Origin of the sequence: Domibacillus sp. PGB-M46 (assembly GCF_022668875.1) — a bacterium.
GTDB lineage: Bacteria > Bacillota > Bacilli > Bacillales > Domibacillaceae > Domibacillus.
On the sequence record NZ_JAKGCR010000013.1, the window covers coordinates 37,508 to 57,284 of the forward strand.

General features: G+C 45.3%; 17 protein-coding genes and 2 riboswitches. Of the genes, 6 read left to right on the top strand and 11 right to left on the bottom strand.

Annotated elements, in window-relative coordinates; translation table 11 throughout:
- Positions 1 to 15: 15 nt before the first annotated feature.
- On the bottom strand, positions 16 to 1,563 hold the full coding sequence (pruA, locus tag L2D08_RS15005) for an L-glutamate gamma-semialdehyde dehydrogenase (protein WP_242234777.1): 1,548 nt from the start codon (positions 1,561 to 1,563) through the stop codon (positions 16 to 18).
- A gap of 210 nt (positions 1,564 to 1,773) precedes the next feature.
- Between pruA and L2D08_RS15010 the strand changes: the two genes are divergently transcribed.
- Together L2D08_RS15010 and rocF are read left to right on the top strand one after the other, a co-directional pair.
- Entirely contained in the window at positions 1,774 to 3,183 is a 1,410-nt protein-coding gene (locus L2D08_RS15010) for a sigma-54 interaction domain-containing protein (RefSeq protein ID WP_242234780.1), read from the top strand.
- A gap of 98 nt (positions 3,184 to 3,281) precedes the next feature.
- Positions 3,282 to 4,187, top strand: coding sequence for an arginase (gene rocF, locus L2D08_RS15015; RefSeq protein WP_242234783.1), 906 nt, complete (start codon positions 3,282 to 3,284; stop codon positions 4,185 to 4,187).
- A 30-nt stretch (positions 4,188 to 4,217) separates the two neighbouring features.
- Here rocF and L2D08_RS15020 read toward each other — a convergent pair whose 3' ends face one another.
- The 4 genes from L2D08_RS15020 to L2D08_RS15035 all read right to left on the bottom strand — a co-directional run bounded on the left by L2D08_RS15020 (position 4,218) and on the right by L2D08_RS15035 (position 8,256).
- Complete coding sequence (locus tag L2D08_RS15020) at positions 4,218 to 6,044, bottom strand: APC family permease (RefSeq protein ID WP_242234785.1); 1,827 nt, start codon at positions 6,042 to 6,044, stop codon at positions 4,218 to 4,220.
- A gap of 133 nt (positions 6,045 to 6,177) precedes the next feature.
- Entirely contained in the window at positions 6,178 to 6,315 is a 138-nt protein-coding gene (locus L2D08_RS15025) for a hypothetical protein (RefSeq protein WP_242234787.1), read from the bottom strand.
- Between the two features lie 33 nt (positions 6,316 to 6,348).
- Positions 6,349 to 6,492: riboswitch (cyclic di-AMP (ydaO/yuaA leader) on the bottom strand.
- A gap of 50 nt (positions 6,493 to 6,542) precedes the next feature.
- Entirely contained in the window at positions 6,543 to 6,914 is a 372-nt protein-coding gene (locus L2D08_RS15030; RefSeq protein ID WP_242234789.1) for a Na-translocating system protein MpsC family protein, read from the bottom strand.
- Between the two features lie 82 nt (positions 6,915 to 6,996).
- Positions 6,997 to 8,256 carry a DUF445 domain-containing protein gene (locus L2D08_RS15035; RefSeq protein ID WP_242234791.1) on the bottom strand — a complete coding sequence of 420 codons (1,260 nt, stop codon included), beginning with the start codon at positions 8,254 to 8,256 and terminating at the stop codon, positions 6,997 to 6,999.
- Positions 8,257 to 8,418: 162 nt separating this feature from the next.
- Positions 8,419 to 8,598: riboswitch (Lysine riboswitch) on the top strand.
- Between the two features lie 74 nt (positions 8,599 to 8,672).
- Between L2D08_RS15035 and L2D08_RS15040 the strand changes: the two genes are divergently transcribed.
- Positions 8,673 to 10,067, top strand: coding sequence for an amino acid permease (locus L2D08_RS15040; RefSeq protein ID WP_242234792.1), 1,395 nt, complete (start codon positions 8,673 to 8,675; stop codon positions 10,065 to 10,067).
- A 58-nt stretch (positions 10,068 to 10,125) separates the two neighbouring features.
- On the opposite strand, the gene bcaP is transcribed toward L2D08_RS15040, so the two are convergent.
- A complete protein-coding gene (gene bcaP / locus L2D08_RS15045) occupies positions 10,126 to 11,520 on the bottom strand; it encodes a branched-chain amino acid transporter BcaP (protein WP_242234794.1) in 1,395 nt (464 codons plus the stop codon).
- A 248-nt stretch (positions 11,521 to 11,768) separates the two neighbouring features.
- On the opposite strand from bcaP, the gene chrA reads away from it, so the two are divergent.
- Positions 11,769 to 12,953: a chromate efflux transporter gene (gene chrA / locus L2D08_RS15050; RefSeq protein ID WP_242234796.1), complete on the top strand. Its 1,185-nt coding sequence runs from the start codon at positions 11,769 to 11,771 to the stop codon at positions 12,951 to 12,953.
- A gap of 40 nt (positions 12,954 to 12,993) precedes the next feature.
- On the opposite strand, the gene L2D08_RS15055 is transcribed toward chrA, so the two are convergent.
- Both L2D08_RS15055 and L2D08_RS15060 read right to left on the bottom strand, forming a co-directional pair.
- Positions 12,994 to 13,848, bottom strand: coding sequence for an MBL fold metallo-hydrolase (locus L2D08_RS15055; protein ID WP_242234798.1), 855 nt, complete (start codon positions 13,846 to 13,848; stop codon positions 12,994 to 12,996).
- Positions 13,849 to 13,932: 84 nt separating this feature from the next.
- Complete coding sequence (locus L2D08_RS15060; protein ID WP_242234800.1) at positions 13,933 to 14,106, bottom strand: hypothetical protein; 174 nt, start codon at positions 14,104 to 14,106, stop codon at positions 13,933 to 13,935.
- 150 nt (positions 14,107 to 14,256) lie between these two features.
- Between L2D08_RS15060 and L2D08_RS15065 the strand changes: the two genes are divergently transcribed.
- Positions 14,257 to 15,192, top strand: coding sequence for an SDR family oxidoreductase (locus tag L2D08_RS15065; protein ID WP_242234801.1), 936 nt, complete (start codon positions 14,257 to 14,259; stop codon positions 15,190 to 15,192).
- Positions 15,193 to 15,427: 235 nt separating this feature from the next.
- Here L2D08_RS15065 and arsD read toward each other — a convergent pair whose 3' ends face one another.
- A complete protein-coding gene (gene arsD, locus L2D08_RS15070) occupies positions 15,428 to 15,748 on the bottom strand; it encodes an arsenite efflux transporter metallochaperone ArsD (RefSeq protein ID WP_242234804.1) in 321 nt (106 codons plus the stop codon).
- 254 nt (positions 15,749 to 16,002) lie between these two features.
- Here arsD and katA point away from each other — a divergent pair, with 254 nt between their 5' ends.
- Positions 16,003 to 17,457, top strand: coding sequence for a catalase KatA (katA, locus tag L2D08_RS15075; RefSeq protein WP_242234875.1), 1,455 nt, complete (start codon positions 16,003 to 16,005; stop codon positions 17,455 to 17,457).
- A 176-nt stretch (positions 17,458 to 17,633) separates the two neighbouring features.
- On the opposite strand, the gene L2D08_RS15080 is transcribed toward katA, so the two are convergent.
- Positions 17,634 to 18,356, bottom strand: coding sequence for a glycerophosphodiester phosphodiesterase (locus L2D08_RS15080; protein ID WP_242234806.1), 723 nt, complete (start codon positions 18,354 to 18,356; stop codon positions 17,634 to 17,636).
- Positions 18,357 to 18,501: 145 nt separating this feature from the next.
- Positions 18,502 to 19,701: a class I SAM-dependent rRNA methyltransferase gene (locus L2D08_RS15085; protein ID WP_242234808.1), complete on the bottom strand. Its 1,200-nt coding sequence runs from the start codon at positions 19,699 to 19,701 to the stop codon at positions 18,502 to 18,504.
- Positions 19,702 to 19,777 lie beyond the last annotated feature (76 nt).

Here is a 19,777-nt window from a genome sequence, read left to right on the forward strand (position 1 = left end):
TCCCCCTTTTTGAGCTTAAAAAAATTCCGAAATTGTTTTTCCCTGCATGTGAAGAATCAAATAATCCGGGCTTCCTGCTTTTGAATCGGTTCCTGACATGTTAAAGCCGCCAAATGGCTGGTAGCCGACAATGGCACCTGTGCAGCCGCGGTTAAAGTAAAGGTTTCCGACATGAAATTCTCTGCGGGCTCTGTCAATATGTTCACGATTGTTGGAGATAAGTGCTCCGGTCAAGCCGTAATCTGTGTTGTTCGCAATTTCCAGCATGTGATCGAAATCTCTTGCCTTGCAAAATGCGACGACCGGGCCAAAAATTTCTTCTTGCATGAGGCGGTCCTGTTCCCCTACATCGGCAATGATTGTCGGCTCAATAAAGTAGCCGGTTTCGTCATTTCCGCTTCCTCCGGTTACAAGCCGGCCTTCTCCTTTGCCAATTTCAATGTAGTTCATAATTTTTTGGAATGCCCGTTCGTCAATCACCGGGCCCATATACGTATCAGCAGATTCCGGGCTGCCAAGCGTTAAGGTTTTCGTTAAGGCCGCTGCTTTTTCCAGCACTTCATCATATATATCTTCGTGGATGACCGCGCGCGATCCAGCGGAACATTTTTGGCCGGAAAATCCAAAGGCTGAGTAAACAATAGATGTTGCGGCAAGATCCACATCGGCGCTGCTGTCAACAAGCACCGTATCTTTTCCACCCATTTCCGCAATGACCCGCTTCAGCCAAATTTGTCCTTCCTGTACTTTTGACGCCCGTTCGTAAATACGGCAGCCAACGGTACGAGAGCCGGTAAATGAAACAAAGCGTGTTTTCGGATGTTCCGTTAAAAAGTCGCCAATTTCGGCACCGCTGCCCGGGATATAATTCAGAACGCCCGGCGGAAGACCTGCTTCCTCCATCACCTCTACAAATTTTGCCGCAATAATCGGTGTGGTTTCTGCCGGTTTTAACAGAACAGTGTTGCCCGTTACAATGGCTGCAACTGTTGTGCCGGCCATGATGGCCAGCGGAAAATTAAACGGTGAAATCACAATGCCGACACCAAGTGGGATGTAACCGAACTCATTGTGCTCACCCGGCCGGCTTTGAACGGGTGATCCCTTTTTCAGCTCGTTCATTTGACGTGCATAGTACTCCAGAAAATCAATCGCTTCCGCTGTATCTGCATCTGCTTCTTTCCACGGTTTCCCTGCTTCTTTTACAAGCCATGCCGAAAATTCATGCTTTCTGCGCCGGATAATCGCAGCTGCGCGGAACAGAATCTGAGCACGTGCTGACGGATCTGTATACTGCCACGTTTGAAAAGCAGTGAGTGCTGCCTGCATTGCCTGCTCGGCTTCTTGTTTTCCTGCCATCGAAACTGTTCCGATCACTTCTTGCTTGCATGCCGGGTTGATGGATGCTGTTTTCGTTTCTGTCTGTACACGCTTTCCATTAATAACAAGCGGGTATTCTTCACCGAGCTTTGTATTTACAAACCCAAGCGCCTCTTGAAATGCCTGCTTGTTTTCTTCCACATTAAAATCAGTAAATGGCTCGTGCTTGTATGCGATTACCATGATGATCCCCCCAGAAAAATAACTGTCTCGCTTTATACTATGCAGGAATCATGCCAACTTTTTAACGAGCGGAAGATCAGCTTTTGTTTTCTTGAATCTCTTTTAATACGCAAAATTATTTTGCATCTGACGAAAAAATTTGCCTTTTCAGTCCATTTTTTTTGCTCTATAGTGAATGAGAGCAACACACCTGAAACGGAGGACTCCGGAATGAAAGAAGATCAGCTGCATTTTATGAATGCCTTATATGAATATATTATGGATCAGGTCGACGTGGGGATTCATGCAATTGACGATGAAGGGAAAACCATTATTTACAACCGAAAAATGCGTGAAATTGAAGCAATGGACACGCAGGATGTGCTGCACAAAAATGTACTGGACGTATTTATGTTTCCCGAAAACCAAAACAGTACGCTCGTCCGGGCACTGCAGCAGGGAGAAGAAACCGTCAATGTGAAACAAACATACTTTAATAATAAAGGAACGGAAATTACAACTATTAATCATACATTTCCGTTCCGGGAAAAGGATGAAATCCGCGGTGCCGTTGAAATGGCTAAGGATGTTACGAAAATTGAACGCCTCATGCGCAGCAGTACCCGAAAGGAGGATACACGCTTTACCTTTGACAGCATTATCGGCAAAAGCGATGCCATACAGGAAGTGATCGAACTGTCAAAGAGGGCTACCCGCACTTCTTCTTATGTGCTTGTCGTCGGGGAAACCGGTACAGGAAAAGAACTGTTTGCACAAAGCATCCATAATGGGAGTGCCCGGGCTTCAGCACCGTTTATCTCGCAAAACTGCGCGGCACTGCCAGACAACTTAATTGAAGGGCTGCTATTTGGTACCACAAAAGGGGCTTTTACCGGAGCTATTGACAGTGCCGGTTTATTCGAGCAGGCAGAAGGCGGCACGCTTCTTCTCGATGAGATCAACTCGATGAATATTCACCTGCAGGCGAAGCTGCTGCGTGTTCTTCAGGAAAAAAGGGTCAGACGGATCGGCGGCACGAAAGATATTCCAATTAACGTCCGGATTATCGCCACGATCAATGAAGACCCTGTCGATGCAATCGCAAACGATCACTTGCGCAAGGACTTATATTACCGGCTTGGAGTAGTGACCATTTTTATTCCTCCGCTGCGCGAGCGCCTGGATGACATCCCGCTGTTGATCGAACAATTTATCACGAAATACAATGCACTGTTTGATATGAAAGTGCTCGGTGTAAAGCCGGAAGTACTGGATGCTCTCAATGCGTATCATTGGCCTGGAAACGTGCGGGAGCTTGAGCATGTGATCGAAGCATCCATGAATTTGCTTTTAGACGAGGACTGGATCGAATATGATCATCTCCCTTATCACTTCCGCCATAAATCAATGACAAGCGACCAGTCTGCACCCGTATCAAAGCTTGCCTCATTCCTTAATGGCGACGAAGAAGGAACCACTCATTTGAAAGATCAGCTGGATGCCTTTGAAAAATACTATATTGAGCATTTCCTGCACAAGAACCAATGGAGTATTTCCAGGACCGCTAAACAGCTGGGCCTAAGCAGGCAAAGCCTTCAATACCGTTTAAAAAAAGTCGGCCTCTCTTCAAAAAATGAATAAACAAATATGAATACTCCAAAAGATGCGTGCTTGAGCCATTTTATTTTTTTATGTTTCATAAAACAGCAGGGCATTTACGATACAAAGGGGATATTTACATGCAAAAGAAACAAGTGTCAATCATAGGGGTGCCAATGGATTTAGGGCAAACACGCCGGGGTGTCGACATGGGTCCAAGCGCCATCCGCTATGCGGGACTGACAGAGCGGATCCGCATGCTTGGATATACAGTCCATGATGAAGGCGATATTAAAGTGGAAATTCAGGAACGGGCCATTCCAAAAGAAACAGCCAACTTAAAAAATTTAACAGCGGTTGCAGAAGCTAGTGAAGCGCTGGCAAAAAAAATGGAAGAAACGGTCAGCCAAGGCCGCTTTCCGCTTGTGCTCGGCGGTGATCACAGCGTGGCAATCGGAACACTTGCAGGCATCGCAAAAAAACACCAAAACCTCGGCTTGATCTGGTATGATGCGCACGGCGATTTAAACACATCGGAAACCTCTCCATCCGGCAACATTCACGGAATGCCGCTTGCCGCGAGCCTCGGCATCGGTCACCGCTCCCTCACCCATATTGGCGGCTATTCCCCGAAAGTAAAGCCGGAGAATGTGGTGATTATTGGGGCACGGGATCTGGATCATGGTGAGCGCGAACTGATTAAAGAAAAAGGAATTAAAGTGTACACCATGCACGAAATAGACCGTCTTGGCATGACAGCCGTTATGAAAGAAACCATTGAGTATTTGCGTGAGCGCACCGATTATGTTCATCTTTCATTGGATCTCGATGGGCTTGATCCGACAGAAGCACCGGGAGTGGGGACGCCTGTAGCAGGCGGGCTCAGCTACCGTGAAAGCCACCTGGCGATGGAAATGCTTGAGGAAGCAGACATCATTACATCAGCAGAATTTGTAGAGGTCAACCCTATTTTAGATGAGAAAAATAAAACAGGCGATGCAGCAGTGGCGCTTATTGCTTCCCTGCTCGGTGAGAGACTTCTTTAAAAAAAGCCGCACAGCTCTGTGCGGCTTTTTTTACTTTTTCAAATGATACGGCACTGTTGTGACAACGACATTTCTGCGGTAAAGCAGAAAAGCCCGGATAAGCAGACTGGATTGATTGTGAAGAAAATTATGCCAGCCTTTTTTCGTAATAAACTGCGGAATAAGAACCGTCACCTGGTAGTTCGATTCACGCGCCTTATGTTCTACTGTATCCACAAATTTTGTCAGCGGCTGAATAATACTCCGATAATGCGAATGCAGGGTAACCAGCCGTACATCCGGCTGCCATATATTCCATTTTTCTTCAAACTTCTTTTCTTCTTCTCTTTCAAACGCAACGTAAACGGCAATAATCCGCTCAGGCGAAAGAGACTTCGCATAGTTTAAAGAGTTTTCAACTACATGCGTAATACCAGAAACCGGCACAATGATAATATTTCCTTCAATCGGAACAGCAGGCTCACATGTGGTAATACGCAGCTGGTCACCGACCGCTTCATAATGCATTTTAATCCGATGAAAGAGGTAAATAATAATAGGCAGAAACACAAGTACCGGCCAAACCTGCGCAAACTTTGTTAAGAAGAACACGATTGTGACAACAAAGCTGATTAAAGCTCCAGTTGTATTAATCACAAATTTCGCGGCCCATCCTTTCGGCTTTTCACGAAGCCATTTGACCATCATTCCCGTCTGTGAAAGTGTAAACGGAATAAACACACCGACCGCATAAAGTGGAATCAAGTTTTCCGTGTGCCCGCCAAATAAAATAATTAAAAGGATAGAAGCAGCACCCAGGATCATAATGCCATTCGAGTAGCCAAGCCGATCTCCTCTAAGGGTAAACATTCTCGGGATAAATTTATCCTGCGCCAAATTTACCGCCAGCAAAGGGAATGCCGAATATCCTGTATTCGCGGCGAGAATTAAAATTAAAGCCGTCGTTCCTTGAATAAAGAAATACATAAAAGTGCGGCCGAATGTTTCTTCTGCAATTTGAGAAACGACCGTTACTTCCGCCAGCGGCGAGACGCCATAATAATAAGCCAAATATACAATGCCCCAAAACAATAGAGCCAGCAGAAGCCCCATCGCTGTCAGCGTTCTGGCTGCATTGACCGGGGCCGGGCTTTTAAAATTCGGAATTGCATTGGAAATTGCTTCAACTCCCGTTAAAGCAGAACTTCCCGATGCGAACGCCCGCAGCAAAATAAACAAGCTGATGCCTGCAACCGGGGTTCCGGCCGGAGTATGCAGATCGGGCGGCACCTCTCCAGTTGCGATTCGAAACAGCCCCACACCAATTAAAATAAACAAAGCAAGGACAAACAAATAAACCGGATACGCCAGCACGGAGGCAGATTCTGTTACCCCCCGCAAATTAAGAAGCGTTAACAGCACAACGAATATAACGGCAATCATTACATTGTATTCATGCAGAGCCGGAAAAGCGGACGTAATCGCGTCCGTACCAGCCGACACACTAACAGCAACCGTTAAAATATAATCAACCAGCAGTGATCCCCCGGCTATCAGCCCCGGATTGGTTCCCAGGTTTGTTTTCGACACCACATAGGCACCGCCGCCTTGCGGATAAGCATAAATAATCTGCCGATAAGACAGGATCAATGCTGTTAATAAAATGAGCACACCGAACGCGATCGGAACCGAATACCAAAAAGCAGCTGCACTAACAGTCATTAAAACAAGCAGTATCTGTTCCGGGCCATACGCAACAGACGAAAGGGCATCTGAGGACAAAATAGCAAGCGCTTTTGTTTTGTTTAATTTTTGTTCTCCAAGCTCAGTTGATTTTAACGGCCGCCCGATCAAAAACCGTTTTACAGAAGACACCATGTTGTTCACCATCCAGTTTTGAAGTGTGTATTTTCTGTTCTTTCTTGCTGTTTTTACGCAGAAAAAAACCAATGACATTTTTTCCACGCGAAAACAAGAAAAGAATTTTCCTGATTTGCAATTGAAAAAAACATCATTGGTCTACGTAACGCCCAGCAAGCAATTCTGCCCTCTTTGCGTTCTGTCTTCCAAGCTGTTTTTTAAAAATAGGCATAATAAAAAGACCTGCTTTTTTGATCAAGCTGCTCTCTTTCGCAGCAATATACGCCACAAAAAAAAGCCCCCTGAATAAAGGTGGTCTTTAGACCTCCCTCGCTTTAGCCGACGAAGTTAGCTGACGGGCAGGATGGCGAAAGAGTACTCTCATCCCTTCCACAAAAACCGTGGAATTAGCCCCGGAAAAATTGGGTCCTCCGTTCCCCTCTGGGGGATTAAGCCGATTATGCGCTTGTTGATGACATCATTCTACTGCGCTCACTTTTTAAAGTCAATAGAATTTTAGTCAGCAGTCACTTCTTTTTCCAAATTGCGGTCGATCACAAATATTTCAATGCGTTCCCCTGTTTTGGTACTCATATCACTATGGCTTGAGAGCACTTTACAGCCTGTATACTTTTCGACGATTTCCTCGAATTGACTGCTGTACATTTCCCGCAGCACCTGGCGCATTTCCTTTACAAGCTTCCGTCCATCCTGGTGGCCGGCCAGGTGCTTTTCTTCTACCGTCATCACGCCTTTGAAACGGGCGATCACCATATCCTGAACGATATAGATTTTCGTTTCCTGCGGTCCCCGCCCAATCAATTCGCGCTGCAGCTTAATAAGTGCTTCACCCAGCTCGGCTTCAAGCTTTTTTTTCCGTCCTGCCACTGCCTCTTCCTCCCATTTGTCAAGATCAACCGTTTTTCATCATACGTTGAATCGTAAACATCTGTAAAGAAGAAATTACAGATTACACAAGAGTCTGAATACCGGCCAGCACAAGACCGATGAAAAAGCCGCAGACAGCCCCATTTACTCGAATCCATTGCAGATCTTTGCCAATATGGTTTTCCATCATCTCGACAAGTGTTTCATTATCAAGCTTGTTTAAATTTTCTTCGACCAGCTTACCGATTTTTGAATGGTTTTCTTCAACGAGCACACCTATTTGATGCTGAGCCCACGCTTCCAGCCGGTTTATTTTATCGGGATTATCCTGCACGCTTCGAATCGTCCGGTTTACAAAAGGAAGAATATAGTTCTCCATGCATTCACCGCTTTCGATAAAAGCAGAAGCTTTTTGCTGAATGGATACTAAAATCTCCTCGATTTTCCCGGAAAGCTCCCAGTCATGAATCGCTGCTTCTTTCCGAGCCTCTATAACCTCCATCCATTCTTTCCGTTCTGTAATTCCCCGCATTTCTTCCTTCACCTTTAATAAAAGCGTCTGCCGGTTCATATCCTCCGGGTTCTTTATATTAATGAGTGCATTCCGCAGCAGGTTTTGCAGAAGGCTTCCCAGCTTTTCTTCGCTTAACATCTGCTGGAACGATTTCAGGGCAAACTGCATAAATCCATCCAGCTCCAAGCCCTCGATGGCTCTTAAAGCTGTTCGGCCGAGCTGTCGGCTCGTTTCATTTTTATTCAGCCACTGCTCCATGCGATCAAGCATATAATCAAGCGCTTTTTCATCGTATTGATGATGAATCAGCTTCTCTACGGCCATTTCGATCACGTGCCCTGTATCAATAGAACGCAATGCCTTTTTTAGTTCTTTTTCAATCAGAGGCGCTATTTTTGCCACATCGATGGAGCGGACCATTTGATCAAGAAGCCCATTGATTTCTTTTTTTACCGCTTCTGACGAAACTTCTTTTTGGATAACCGGTATCATTTTTTGAATAACATGCGCATTTTGCAGCTTACTTTGAATGCTCTCTTTAGAAAGCCAGTCGTTTTCCAGTGTATTTACGAGCGCCGCTACAATTTTTTTGCGGTTTTTTGGTAGAAGAGCTGTATGCGGAATAGGAATGCCCATTGGATGACGAAACAGCGCTGTTACAGCAAACCAGTCAGCAAGACCGCCAACAAGGCCCGCTTCAAATCCGCCATGCAAAATAGCACTCCAGGCTGTTTCTTGAAAAGGAATAGTTGCAATAAAACCACCGCCCATCACAGCAAGTGATGCACTGGCTAAATGCTTCGATTGTGTTGGTTTTTTATTTGTCATATTTTCTGCACCTTCCGTACGTTCTGTTCCTTTTATTATAGCAATAATGTGAAAAATATTTTAACGTGAAGCAGATAATTTTTATATTATATTGACATAACTAAATATTATTTGTTATCCTCTAGTTTGTAAAAATTGAATATAAAATCCTCATGGCTGTCTCAATGAGGTAGAGGTTGCGATTATTAAAAGTAGCATATCGGAAGTCTAATGGGGCTGTTGAAGATATGTGAAAGGAAGGGTCGCCGAAGTTTGAAGCATCCATTTTATGCTTCGAGCTGGGTTTGTATCGAATAGGTGCAAAACTGTCACGGATTGATTCTGTGGAGAACTATAAAGAGACAGAAAATGAGGGTTATAACGATAAAACACAAATGTCCCATGCATTTGTGTTTTTTATTTAGGAGGAACATGGAATGGATAAAAAATGGGGATTATGGCTTCTGACAGCTATTGTCGTCGGAAACATGGTCGGTTCCGGTATTTTTATGCTGCCGAGCACACTGGCCCAGATAGCGAGCCCGCTTGGTGTAACGATTGCCTGGCTTCTGACTGGTTTCGGCGTTTTAATGATTGCTCTCGTGTTTGGCACATTGTCAATTCGCAAGCCTGAATTAACAGGCGGCCCGCAAAGCTATGCGCGGTCGTTGTTTGACTCACCAAAGTACGGAAAAACTGCCGGCTTTTCGATGGTATGGGGCTATTGGGTCGCCAACTGGATCAGCAATGTCGCGATCATTACAAGTTTTGCAGGCTACTTATCAACGTTTTTCCCGGTTATGAGAAGTGAACATCCTCTTTTCACAATTGGCTCTCAGCAAGTTTCTGTAGGGCAGACGATTACATTTGTCATTTGCAGCTTACTGCTTTGGGGCACACATTTTATTTTGATCACAAGCATGCAAACTGCCGGTAAGTTAAATTTTGTCGCTACTGCTTCAAAAGTGATCGGGTTTCTGCTGTTTATTACAGCTGCTCTGTTCGCTTTCCAAGTATCGAATTTTGGCGAGATGTATACACTGATTACAGACAGTGAAGGCCAGACGCACGGTTTGTTCAGTCAAGTAAACATGGCAGCTATTTCTACGCTTTGGGCATTTGTTGGAATCGAGTCAGCCGTTATCTTATCCGGCCGGGCGAAATCCCAGCGTGATGTTGGACGTGCAACGGTTCTTGGCCTGCTCATTGCTCTTGCCATTTATGTAGCGCTGACCCTGATTACGATGGGTGTATTGCCGCAGGACGTGTTAAGATCATCTGATAAGCCATTTGTCGATGCTCTTTCTGTTTTAATCGGCGATACAGGAGCAACCGTGATGGCCCTGCTTGCGGTGATTTCGTTGTTCGGTTCCACAATTGGCTGGATTCTGCTCGCCTCTGAGGTGCCATACACTGCAGCGAAAGAAGGCAATTTCCCGGCTTTCTTTGGGAAAGTGAATAAAAAAGGCAGCCCGTCTCGCTCATTGGCCATCACAAATGCGATGTCACAGATTTTCGTTTTCTCGACAATTTCCGGAACAATCAGCGAAGCATTCACGTTTTTAACAACGTCCGCTACGCTTGCTTACTTGATTCCGTACCTGGTATCGTCTCTGTATCTGTTAAAGCTTACTTTAAAAGGCGAAACGTACGAAGCAGGCGACAAAGCGCGCATCCGTCACGGGGTTATTGCCGCAATTGCGCTTGTATACTCTCTTTGGGTTATTAAATCAGGAACAGCTGACTGGTTAACCTTTACGCTTGGAATCGGATTGTTCCTTCTAGGTATTGTCATCTACCCTATTCTGCGTCGCTCACGTCTTATTAAATAAATCTCTTCTTTATACAGATAAAAAACCCTCCCGAATTCGGGACGGTTTTTTTTTATTGTTATTGATTTAATTTTGAATGCTTCCGTGAATAAACGAAATAAATTACGACACCGATCAACAGCCAGATAATAAAACGAATCCATGTAGCCGAACCAAGCTGCAGAATCAAGAATCCGCAGAATAGGATGGCTAAAATCGGAATCAGTGGAACAGCCGGGCAGCGGAACGCACGCGGCAGGTCCGGCTGCTTGTATCGAAGTACGATAACAGCAATCGATACGAGGACAAATGCTGACAACGTACCGATGTTAACGAGCTTCGCCAGTTCATCCAGCGAAATAAGCGCACCCATCAAGCCGGCAATCAATCCGAAAATCCATGTTGCTGCAAAAGGTGTTTGGTATTTCTTATGGACTTTTGACAAAACAGGCGGCATTAAACCGTCCCGTGACATGGAAAACATAACACGTGTCTGGCCATACAGCATAACGAGCATAACTGTTGTCATTCCTAAAATCGCACCAAGGTCAATTATACCAGCTACCCAGTTTTGTCCAGAAACTTGAAGCGGCAGTGAAACCGGATGCGCCACCCCTTCGAATTGAGCAAACGGCACAACACCTGTCATAATGGCAGAAACGACTACGTAAAGCACTGTACAAATAAACAGCGATGAAAGAATCCCGATTGGCAGGTCTCTTTTCGGATTTTTTGTTTCTTCAGCCGCAGACGAAATCGCATCAAACCCGATAAAAGCAAAGAATACAAGTGCCGCAGCGGCAAACACACCATCAAAACCAAATGGCATAAACGGATCCCAGTTAGCCGGCTTTACATACCCGGCAGCTACTACGATAAACAAAAGAACAACTGCCACTTTAACGATAACCATAATGTTGTTCACACGCTTTGATTCTCTCACACCGATTGAAAGTAAAAACGTAATGAGCATAACAATCAAAAAGGCCGGAAGATTAAAATATGTTGTCGTTCCTTCAATAGTACCTGGAGCTGCTGTAAAGGCGGTAGGAATATGAAGGCCAAACCCAGCAAGCAATGATTGAAAATAACCAGACCATCCGACTGATACAGCACTTACAGCCAATAAATACTCAAGAACCAAATCCCATCCAATGATAAAAGCAATAAATTCACCAAGTGTCGTATACGTATATGTGTAAACAGAACCTGCGATTGGTACCGTTGACGCAAATTCAGCATAAGACAGAGCAGCAAACAAGCAAGCAAGACCAGCGATCACAAACGATATAATTAATCCCGGTCCAGCGGTTAAGGCACCTGTCCCAGTCAGAACGAAAATCCCCGTTCCGATGATGGCACCAATACCCAGCATCGTTAAATCAAAGGGACCCAATTCTTTTTTGAGCGCACTTTTTGGCTGGCCATCAAGCAGATCCCTAATATTCTTTTTTCGAAATAATGATTGATTCATACTTTTTTCCTCGCTTTCTGAAAATTTATTATATTAGAGTAATAGACTTGTTGCAATACAATAATAAAAATTTTTTGAAAGTTTAATTTAATTTAAAAATTCTTACTTTTATCCTTTATTTCCCTGTTTTCCTTTCCGGCAAAACGGCTGATCTTTAATATTTTGTAAAGGTTTCCTCCTGCTTCTTGAAGGAATGAAACAGCCGTGCTACGTTAAATAAAACGTTTTTGAGATTAAAGGAGTAAACGATGAGGAAAAGAAATGCTAAGACACTATGGGAAATTTTAGTTGTATCAACCCGGCTTGGACTGACTTCTTTCGGCGGCCCCACAGCCCACTTAGGATATTTTCACGAAGAATATGTACGCAGGCGAAAATGGATAGATGAGCAGAGCTATGCTGACTTGGTCGCTCTCTGTCAATTTATTCCTGGTCCAGCAAGCAGCCAGGTCGGAATCGGCATTGGTGCCGCACGAGGCGGTGTGATCGGCGGCTTGCTGGCTTTTCTCGGCTTTACGCTTCCTTCTGTTATTGCCCTCATTTTGTTTGCCCTTCTTTTGCAAGGAGGAAACATAGCGGAAGCCGGCTGGATTCACGGATTGAAGCTTGTGGCTGTAGCGGTTGTGGCTCATGCCATTTTAGGAATGGCGGAAAAATTAGCCCCGGATCTTAAGCGGAAAGCCATTGTGCTTGCTGCACTTGCAGTCGTTTTGCTCTGGCAGGCTGTGTTTGTCCAGGTACTCACCATTGCAGCGGCTGCTTTAATCGGCTTTTTTCTTTATCCAAAGCATAATTCAAATACGGCCCGTCCTTTTATTTTTCCTATTTCCCGGGCATTTGGTATCGCTTGTCTCGTGCTTTTCTTTGCTCTGCTCTTCTGTCTTCCTTTGCTTCGCCAGGCGACAGGGCTGGACTGGCTGGCACTGTTTGACAGCTTTTACCGTAGTGGTGCACTTGTATTCGGCGGCGGGCATGTTGTTCTGCCTCTTTTGGAACGAGAATTTGTTCCAGCGGGCTGGCTGACAGCAGAACAGTTTTTGGCCGGCTATGGAGCTGCTCAAGCTGTACCAGGGCCGCTTTTTACATTCGCTGCTTATATGGGTGCCGTGATTGATGGCTGGAAAGGCGGGCTGCTCGCTACAGCTGCCATCTTCCTGCCGGCATTTTTGCTCGTTTTTGGTATCCTTCCTTTTTGGGATGAGCTTCGCCGCAAGCCGGCTGTTCAAGGCGCACTGATGGGTGTAAACGCTGCGGTTATCGGTTTATTGATTGCTGCATTTTACATGCCTATTTGGACGAGCAGCATCAACCGTCCCCTTGATTTTGTTTTAGCTGCCGTATTATTCAGCCTGCTGGCACACTGGAAGCTTCCTGCCTGGATGGTCGTCATAATCGGCGCACTGGCCGGCATACTTTTGGACGCTTTTCTATAAAAAATGGTCTCTTTCCAAAGAGACCATTTTTTACGTACAGTTATTTTTCTTCATCTACATATTTTCCATAATCGGGAACTGCCACTTTGTCGAATTCTTGAACGAGCATAGCTAATCCATCCGATAATTCGCTGCCGCTCATCGGGCGCCCATGGCCCGTTATCGTGACAGCCGGCTTTAGCTTCTCCAATGCTGCTACAGAATTTTTTGCAGCTTCCCAGTCGGTCGTCAAGTACCGGGGAGGACCGTTTAACTCTTCCTTTTGCGTCACCACTTTGTAAAAAGAATCCTGCTTAACGGTTACAAATGCGTCACCCGCCAGTAAAAGGCGATCCTTGTCGCGGAACAGCGATATGTGCCCCGGTGAATGCCCCGGCGTATGAATCCAGCGAAAATCCGGCAGGTGCGGGAGTTCCCCATCAGGTGGAAGCTTTTCTACATTCCCTCCAAGGTTAATCGGCTCACGCGGAAACAGCGGCGACATCTTCGCTACCATGCCTCCCTCTACCGTCGCATCCGGCTTCGGATACGGTTCTTGGCCCGTTAAATGCGGCAGCTCCAGTTCGTGTGCATACACCGGCACCTTCCAGTGTTTTACCAATTCAATAACAGCTCCCACGTGATCAAAATGGCCGTGTGTTAAAATGATTGCTTTCGGACGGCTGCCAGCACCAAAATACTTTTCTGATACGGAAATAATGTCCCCGGCAGAGCCGGGCATTCCTGCATCTACTAAAACGAAGTCTCCGGTGTTTGGATCTCCAATCAGGCAAATATTGACGATTTGAATCGTGTGGCAGACAATACCCGGCACGACTTCGACGGACTCGCCGCTTTTTACTGAAGTGGCGGGAATAAATTTGTAATCACTGCCATATGTCATCTGCTGTTCCATCTGCCATCCTCCTTTTTTGCTGTAAATGGTACGCCCGTTAGTATTCCTCTGCCAGAGCAAACTATAAAAAACAAAAGCAGCCTTTTAAATCACCGGGTATACCCACCCATAACGTGGATTGCAGTAATATGGGGGCCTTGCGCCTATTTTCGGCACTTGAATGCTTGCACCCTCTGCCGTGTACATAATTCGTTCTTTTTCATTAGACTGTTGAACAAGCAGCAGTCTGACCTGGCCATGTACTTCATAAGCCTGCACGTGCATCTTCCTCCCTTCTGTTTCGTTTCTCCTTACTTTATTCAGCTGTCATTTAAATGGACTCTGGCTTCGCTTCGAAACATTCACCACAAATGCCTATCTTACATAAAGTGTGATAGGTCATTTTCAAATAAGGAGGGGTTTTCCATTTTGAATGATAAAACAGATAAGAACCAAAACGGGTCTCCACATTCGTATCCTCTTTACCCTAATTACGGAAAAATAACACAATATGAAGATGTTTCGCTTACGGTTCCAGAACAGCGTCAGCTGCGACAGCCCGGGTTGGAAAAGTGGATGGTGCCCCGCCCAATTGTAGAAAATCCAAATGAAAAAGGAAGCGGAAAGCTGAAAGGAAAAACGGCCCTAATCACAGGAGGAGACAGTGGCATCGGAGCCGCCGTGGCCATTGCTTTTGCCAAAGAAGGAGCCAATGTGGCGATTGCTTATTTGGATGAGCATGAAGATGCCGAGCGGACCAAAAACAGAATCCAGGAGCTCGGACAGTCTTGCTTACTGCTGCCGGGTGATCTCGGAAAAAAAGAGCAATGTGCTGCCATTGTAGAAAACACCGTAAAAACATTTGGCGGTCTTGATGTGCTGTGCAATCACGTCGGCATTCAATTTCAGCAGCTCAGCCTGCTCGATATTACAGACGAACAATTTGATCTTACCTTTAAAATTAATATTTATTCTCACTTTTACACAACGCGGGCCGCTCTTCCCCATTTGAAAGCAGGCAGTTCGATTATTAACACTTCTTCCGTTACGGCTTACCGGGGCCATAAGGAATTGGTTGATTATTCGTCTACCAAAGCAGCAAATATTGGTTTTACACGGGCTCTAGCCAACAACGTTATCAGCCAGGGAATCCGCGTAAACGCTGTGGCACCCGGCCGCGTATGGACTCCTCTTATTCCGGCAAGCTTTTCAGCAGACCAGGTTCCGCTCGTTAATAACCTGATGGACCGCCAGGGGCAGCCGTTTGAACTGGCCCCTGCTTACGTATATCTTGCTTCCGACGATTCACGGTATATGACCGGGCAGACTATTCACGTTAATGGAGGCGAATGGACTTCTTCATAACGACTATCTTGAAAAAATAAACAAAGAAAAGGAGACAGCATTCAGCTGCCCCCTGTGAGAGCATGGACAAAGTAAGAAAGCGCCTGCTCTTCCAGGAACGCCGCCAGCCGGGAAGCGGAGTGACCTTTTCGGGTCATGAGCATTCACAGACGGCAAGTGACGCCAAAAGCGGGCATTTGCCAACATCCGAAAAAGGAGACAGCGTTCAGCTGTCTCCTTTTTCGGCTTATTCGTTTTACTTCTGTAAACTGCCCGCTTTTGCACCCAGCCATTCTGCAAATTCAGCATCCGTAGGATACATGCGTTCTTTCACTACTTCTCCGTTCAGAAAAATAATCGGCAAAATTCCCGGTCCTTTTTCTTGCATAAGTGTATGTACCGTTTCATTTTCTAAAAAAGCCTCTGAATGGTCCGCTAAGTTAAAGCGTTTAATATGGGCTCCTTTTTCCTGCCACATATGAACGGAAGCGGCCACACGGGCGAGCTCAGGGTCTACGCGTGGACCGCATGTGCCAGAACAGCACATGGCCGGGTCGAAAATATGAATGGTTGTCATTCTATTCCCCTCTTTCTTCATTTGCTAAAAGTATACACCGTTTTAGACAGCGCTTTCAATGATAGATTTTTGATAAAAAAGGACATTACGCCTTTATAATTTTAAAAAACAATTCTATAGATCGTCTTGATTTCATACATTATCATATTAGAGAAGATTTTTGTTAATAATTATTATAAATAAATATTGACTTTCGTTTGAGAAGTGTTATCATTTACTTACAGCAAACAATAACTGATGAGGTGATTTCTTTGATCGAAAAAAGCAATCGTTTAACAACCAGCTGGGGTGCTCCTGTTGGGGATAATCAAAACTCACAAACAGCGGGAGATCGCGGCCCTACTTTAATTCAAGATGTTCATTTGCTTGAAAAACTAGCTCACTTCAACCGCGAACGCGTACCCGAGCGCGTTGTTCACGCAAAAGGCGCTGGTGCACACGGCTACTTTGAAGTAACAAATGATGAAATCTCAAAATATACAAAAGCAGACTTTTTATCCGAAGCAGGCAAACGTACGCCGATGTTTATCCGCTTCTCAACCGTTGCTGGTGAGCTTGGATCAGCTGATACAGTTCGCGATCCACGCGGCTTTGCAGTTAAGTTTTATACAGAGGAAGGCAACTATGATATTGTCGGAAACAACACACCTGTGTTTTTCATTCGCGACGCGATTAAATTCCCTGACTTTATCCATACACAAAAACGCCATCCGCAAACGCACTTGAAAAATCCTACAGCCGTTTGGGATTTCTGGTCTTTATCACCTGAATCACTTCATCAGGTTACGATTTTAATGTCTGACCGCGGTATCCCGGCAACGCTCCGTCATATGCATGGATTCGGCAGCCATACCTTTAAATGGGTAAATGCTGAAGGACAAGCTGTCTGGGTGAAATACCACTTTAAAACAGACCAAGGTGTAAAAAATCTGGATGTAGATGTTGCCGCAAAACTAGCTGGTGAAAATCCGGATTATCATACAGAAGACTTATTTAACGCTATTGAAAACGGTGATTTCCCATCATGGACATTGTATGTGCAAATTATGCCATACGAAGACGCCAATACGTACAAATGGGATCCATTCGATGTCACAAAAGTATGGTCACAAAAAGACTATCCATTAATCGAAGTTGGTAAAATGACACTGGACCGCAATCCAGAAAACTATTTTGCAGAAGTTGAGCAGGCTACATTCTCACCAGGTACTCTTGTTCCAGGCATTGAGCCGTCACCAGACAAAATGCTTCAAGGCCGCTTGTTCGCCTATGCAGATGCGCACCGCTACCGTGTTGGTGCTAACCATAATACACTGCCAATCAACTCGCCAAAATGCCCATACCACAACTATCAGCGCGACGGCCAAATGCGCTTCGACGGCAATGGCGGCAAGTCGGTTTATTATGAGCCAAACAGCTTTGGCGGCCCGGCTGAAACACCGGAAGCGAAGCTGACACCATTTGAGGTGCAAGGCCTTGCAGGCCAGCATAGCTACAGCCATGATGACCATTACACACAAGCAGGCGACTTGTACCGTTTATTGTCTGAAGATGAGCGCACACGCCTTGTCAACAACATCGTTGGCGCAATGAAACCGGTAGAGCGTGAAGACATTAAGCTCCGCCAGATCGCCCATTTCTATAAAGCAGATCCGGAATACGGCACACGCATTGCAGAAGGGCTTGGCCTTGCCGTTCCAGCTCAGTAAACAAAAAAAGAGGTATCCGCAAACGGGCGGAATACCTCTTTTACTTTGAAAAGGAGTGAACATTCATTGAAAAAAGCCCAAATTTGTCCTGACTGCCAAATGGCTATGAAAAAGCTAAAGCACAGTACTTTATGCGGATGCGGTATTAAACTTACAACGATCAGCCGCTCAAAGCGTTAACGAAACCGTTCAGGAAAATCGGTAATAAGCGCTTCTACCGGCACACCGCTGCTCCGAATCCGCTCCCACTCTTTTGGATGGTTAATTGTATAGAGACGAAGAAGCATGCCGCTGTCAACAGCTTCCCTTCCATAGCCGCTAAGCGCATAGGATGACTGTGTATGAAGGGCCCTTAAACCAAGCTCTTTCGCTCTTGCCAATGCATCACGGCGTATTTTCCAAATAAGTCCTGCAACTGCTATGTACGGGTCCAGCTCAATCACCCGCTTAATGCTGTCGAAGTTAAACGAAGAAATAATGATTCTCTCCCGCATCTGGTAAGCGCCAGCCAAATCCAGCACTTGCTTTTCGATTCCGTGGTAAGGTACTTTATTGGTTTTAAGTTCAATATTGATCTGCAGCTTATTTCCTGCCGCCCATTTAAAAAATTCATCGAGCGTTGGGATTTTTTCACCTGAGTAAGACGGACTGAACCAGCTTCCTGCATCAAGCTGTGCCAATTCATCCAGCGTCATTCGCCCAATGGCTCCCCTGCCGTTTGTTGTCCGATTAACGGTTTCATCATGAATAATGACAAGCTCTCCATCCCTTGTCATTTGTACATCGAGTTCAATGCCGTCTGCCCCTTTTTGAGCAGCTGCCCGGAAAGCGGCCATTGTATTTTCGGGGCATGTTCCGCTTGCACCGCGATGGGCAAAAATGACCGGCTTTTGGTTCATGCTGATCTCTCCTTTTTATATCATCCTCTTTATCTTATGTTAAATGAAAGAAGAAGCGCCAGTTTTGAGCGATGCGCTGCAAGGGCTCTATATGTTAAATCGGTTTTCCTAATAAAAATGGCTTCCTTGTGCGGAAGCCGGTTTTTTATTTCTTTTTAATTTTTACAAACATCACTTTTAAATAATGGCCTTCAGGAAAAGCGTCTATGGTTCGAAAATCTTCTGGCAGCCCGTATTGCTCGACAATCTCATAAGCCGCTCCCTGCTCCTTGCAGGCCTCTTTAATAAACCTCTTAAATGTTTTTACATCCACAGCGCTGCTGTTTGTAGAGGCAACAATGATGCCTTTATGCTTCGTTAACTGAATCGTTTCTTCAAGCAGCTTTGTATAATCTTTTGCTGCGCTGAAGGTCCGTTTTTTTGTTTTCGCAAAACTGGGCGGGTCGACAACAACAAGATCAAAGGTCCGCTTCTTTCGGGCAGCGTATTTAAAATATTGAAACACATCGTCCACGACGATTTCCTGCTCCGAGACATCGATTCCGTTCGCTTCGAATTGCTGGATCGTCTTTGGCCTGCTTCGGTTGGCGACATCCACACTTGTTGTTTTTACAGCGCCTCCAAGCGCGGAAGAAACAGAAAATGCGCCTGTATAGGAAAACATATTAAGCATTTCCGCATCTTTGGCATACCTTGTGCGGATCGCATTTCTTACTTCACGCTGATCAAGAAAAATCCCCGTCATGGCACCGTCATTTAAATCCACACAAAAATTCACGCCATTTTCTTTGATCAGCATTGGAAACTCGCCGCGTTCTCCTTCTACAAAATCATCATCTTCAATGTACTGCCCTTTCTGGTCAAAGCGCTTTTTCTCATAAATCCCTTTGAATTCGAGCTTCTCGCGCATGGCAGTCAGGATGTCTTTCCGGAATGAGTAAATGCCCTCGCTGTACCAGTGAATAACATAAAAGCCGTCATAATAATCGATAATTAACCCGCCAATTCCGTCTCCTTCACCATTAAACAAGCGAAAAGCCGTCGTATCAGGGTCTTTCATCAGCTCCTTACGGTGCTGAAAAGCCGCCTCTATTTTGCGGCCGAAAAAAGCAGCATCGATATATTCTTCCGGCTCCCGGGTGATGACCCAGCCGATGCCTTTATTTTGTACGCCGTAATAGCCGGTACCAATATAGTTTTTTTTATCATCTAAAATACGGAGAATATCTCCTTCTTTTTTGAGTGCTTTCGGGTTTTCAACCGCCTCTTTTTCAAGAAGAGGGTATCCCGCGCGGAGCTTTGCTGCCGCTTTTTTGTTTACCTTTATATTGATCAGTGTTTTCATTCCAGCCCCCTGAACGCTTTTTTCTTTATCTTATCAGAACCTGTGTACAAACAGCATGTTTTAATGATTAGGATGC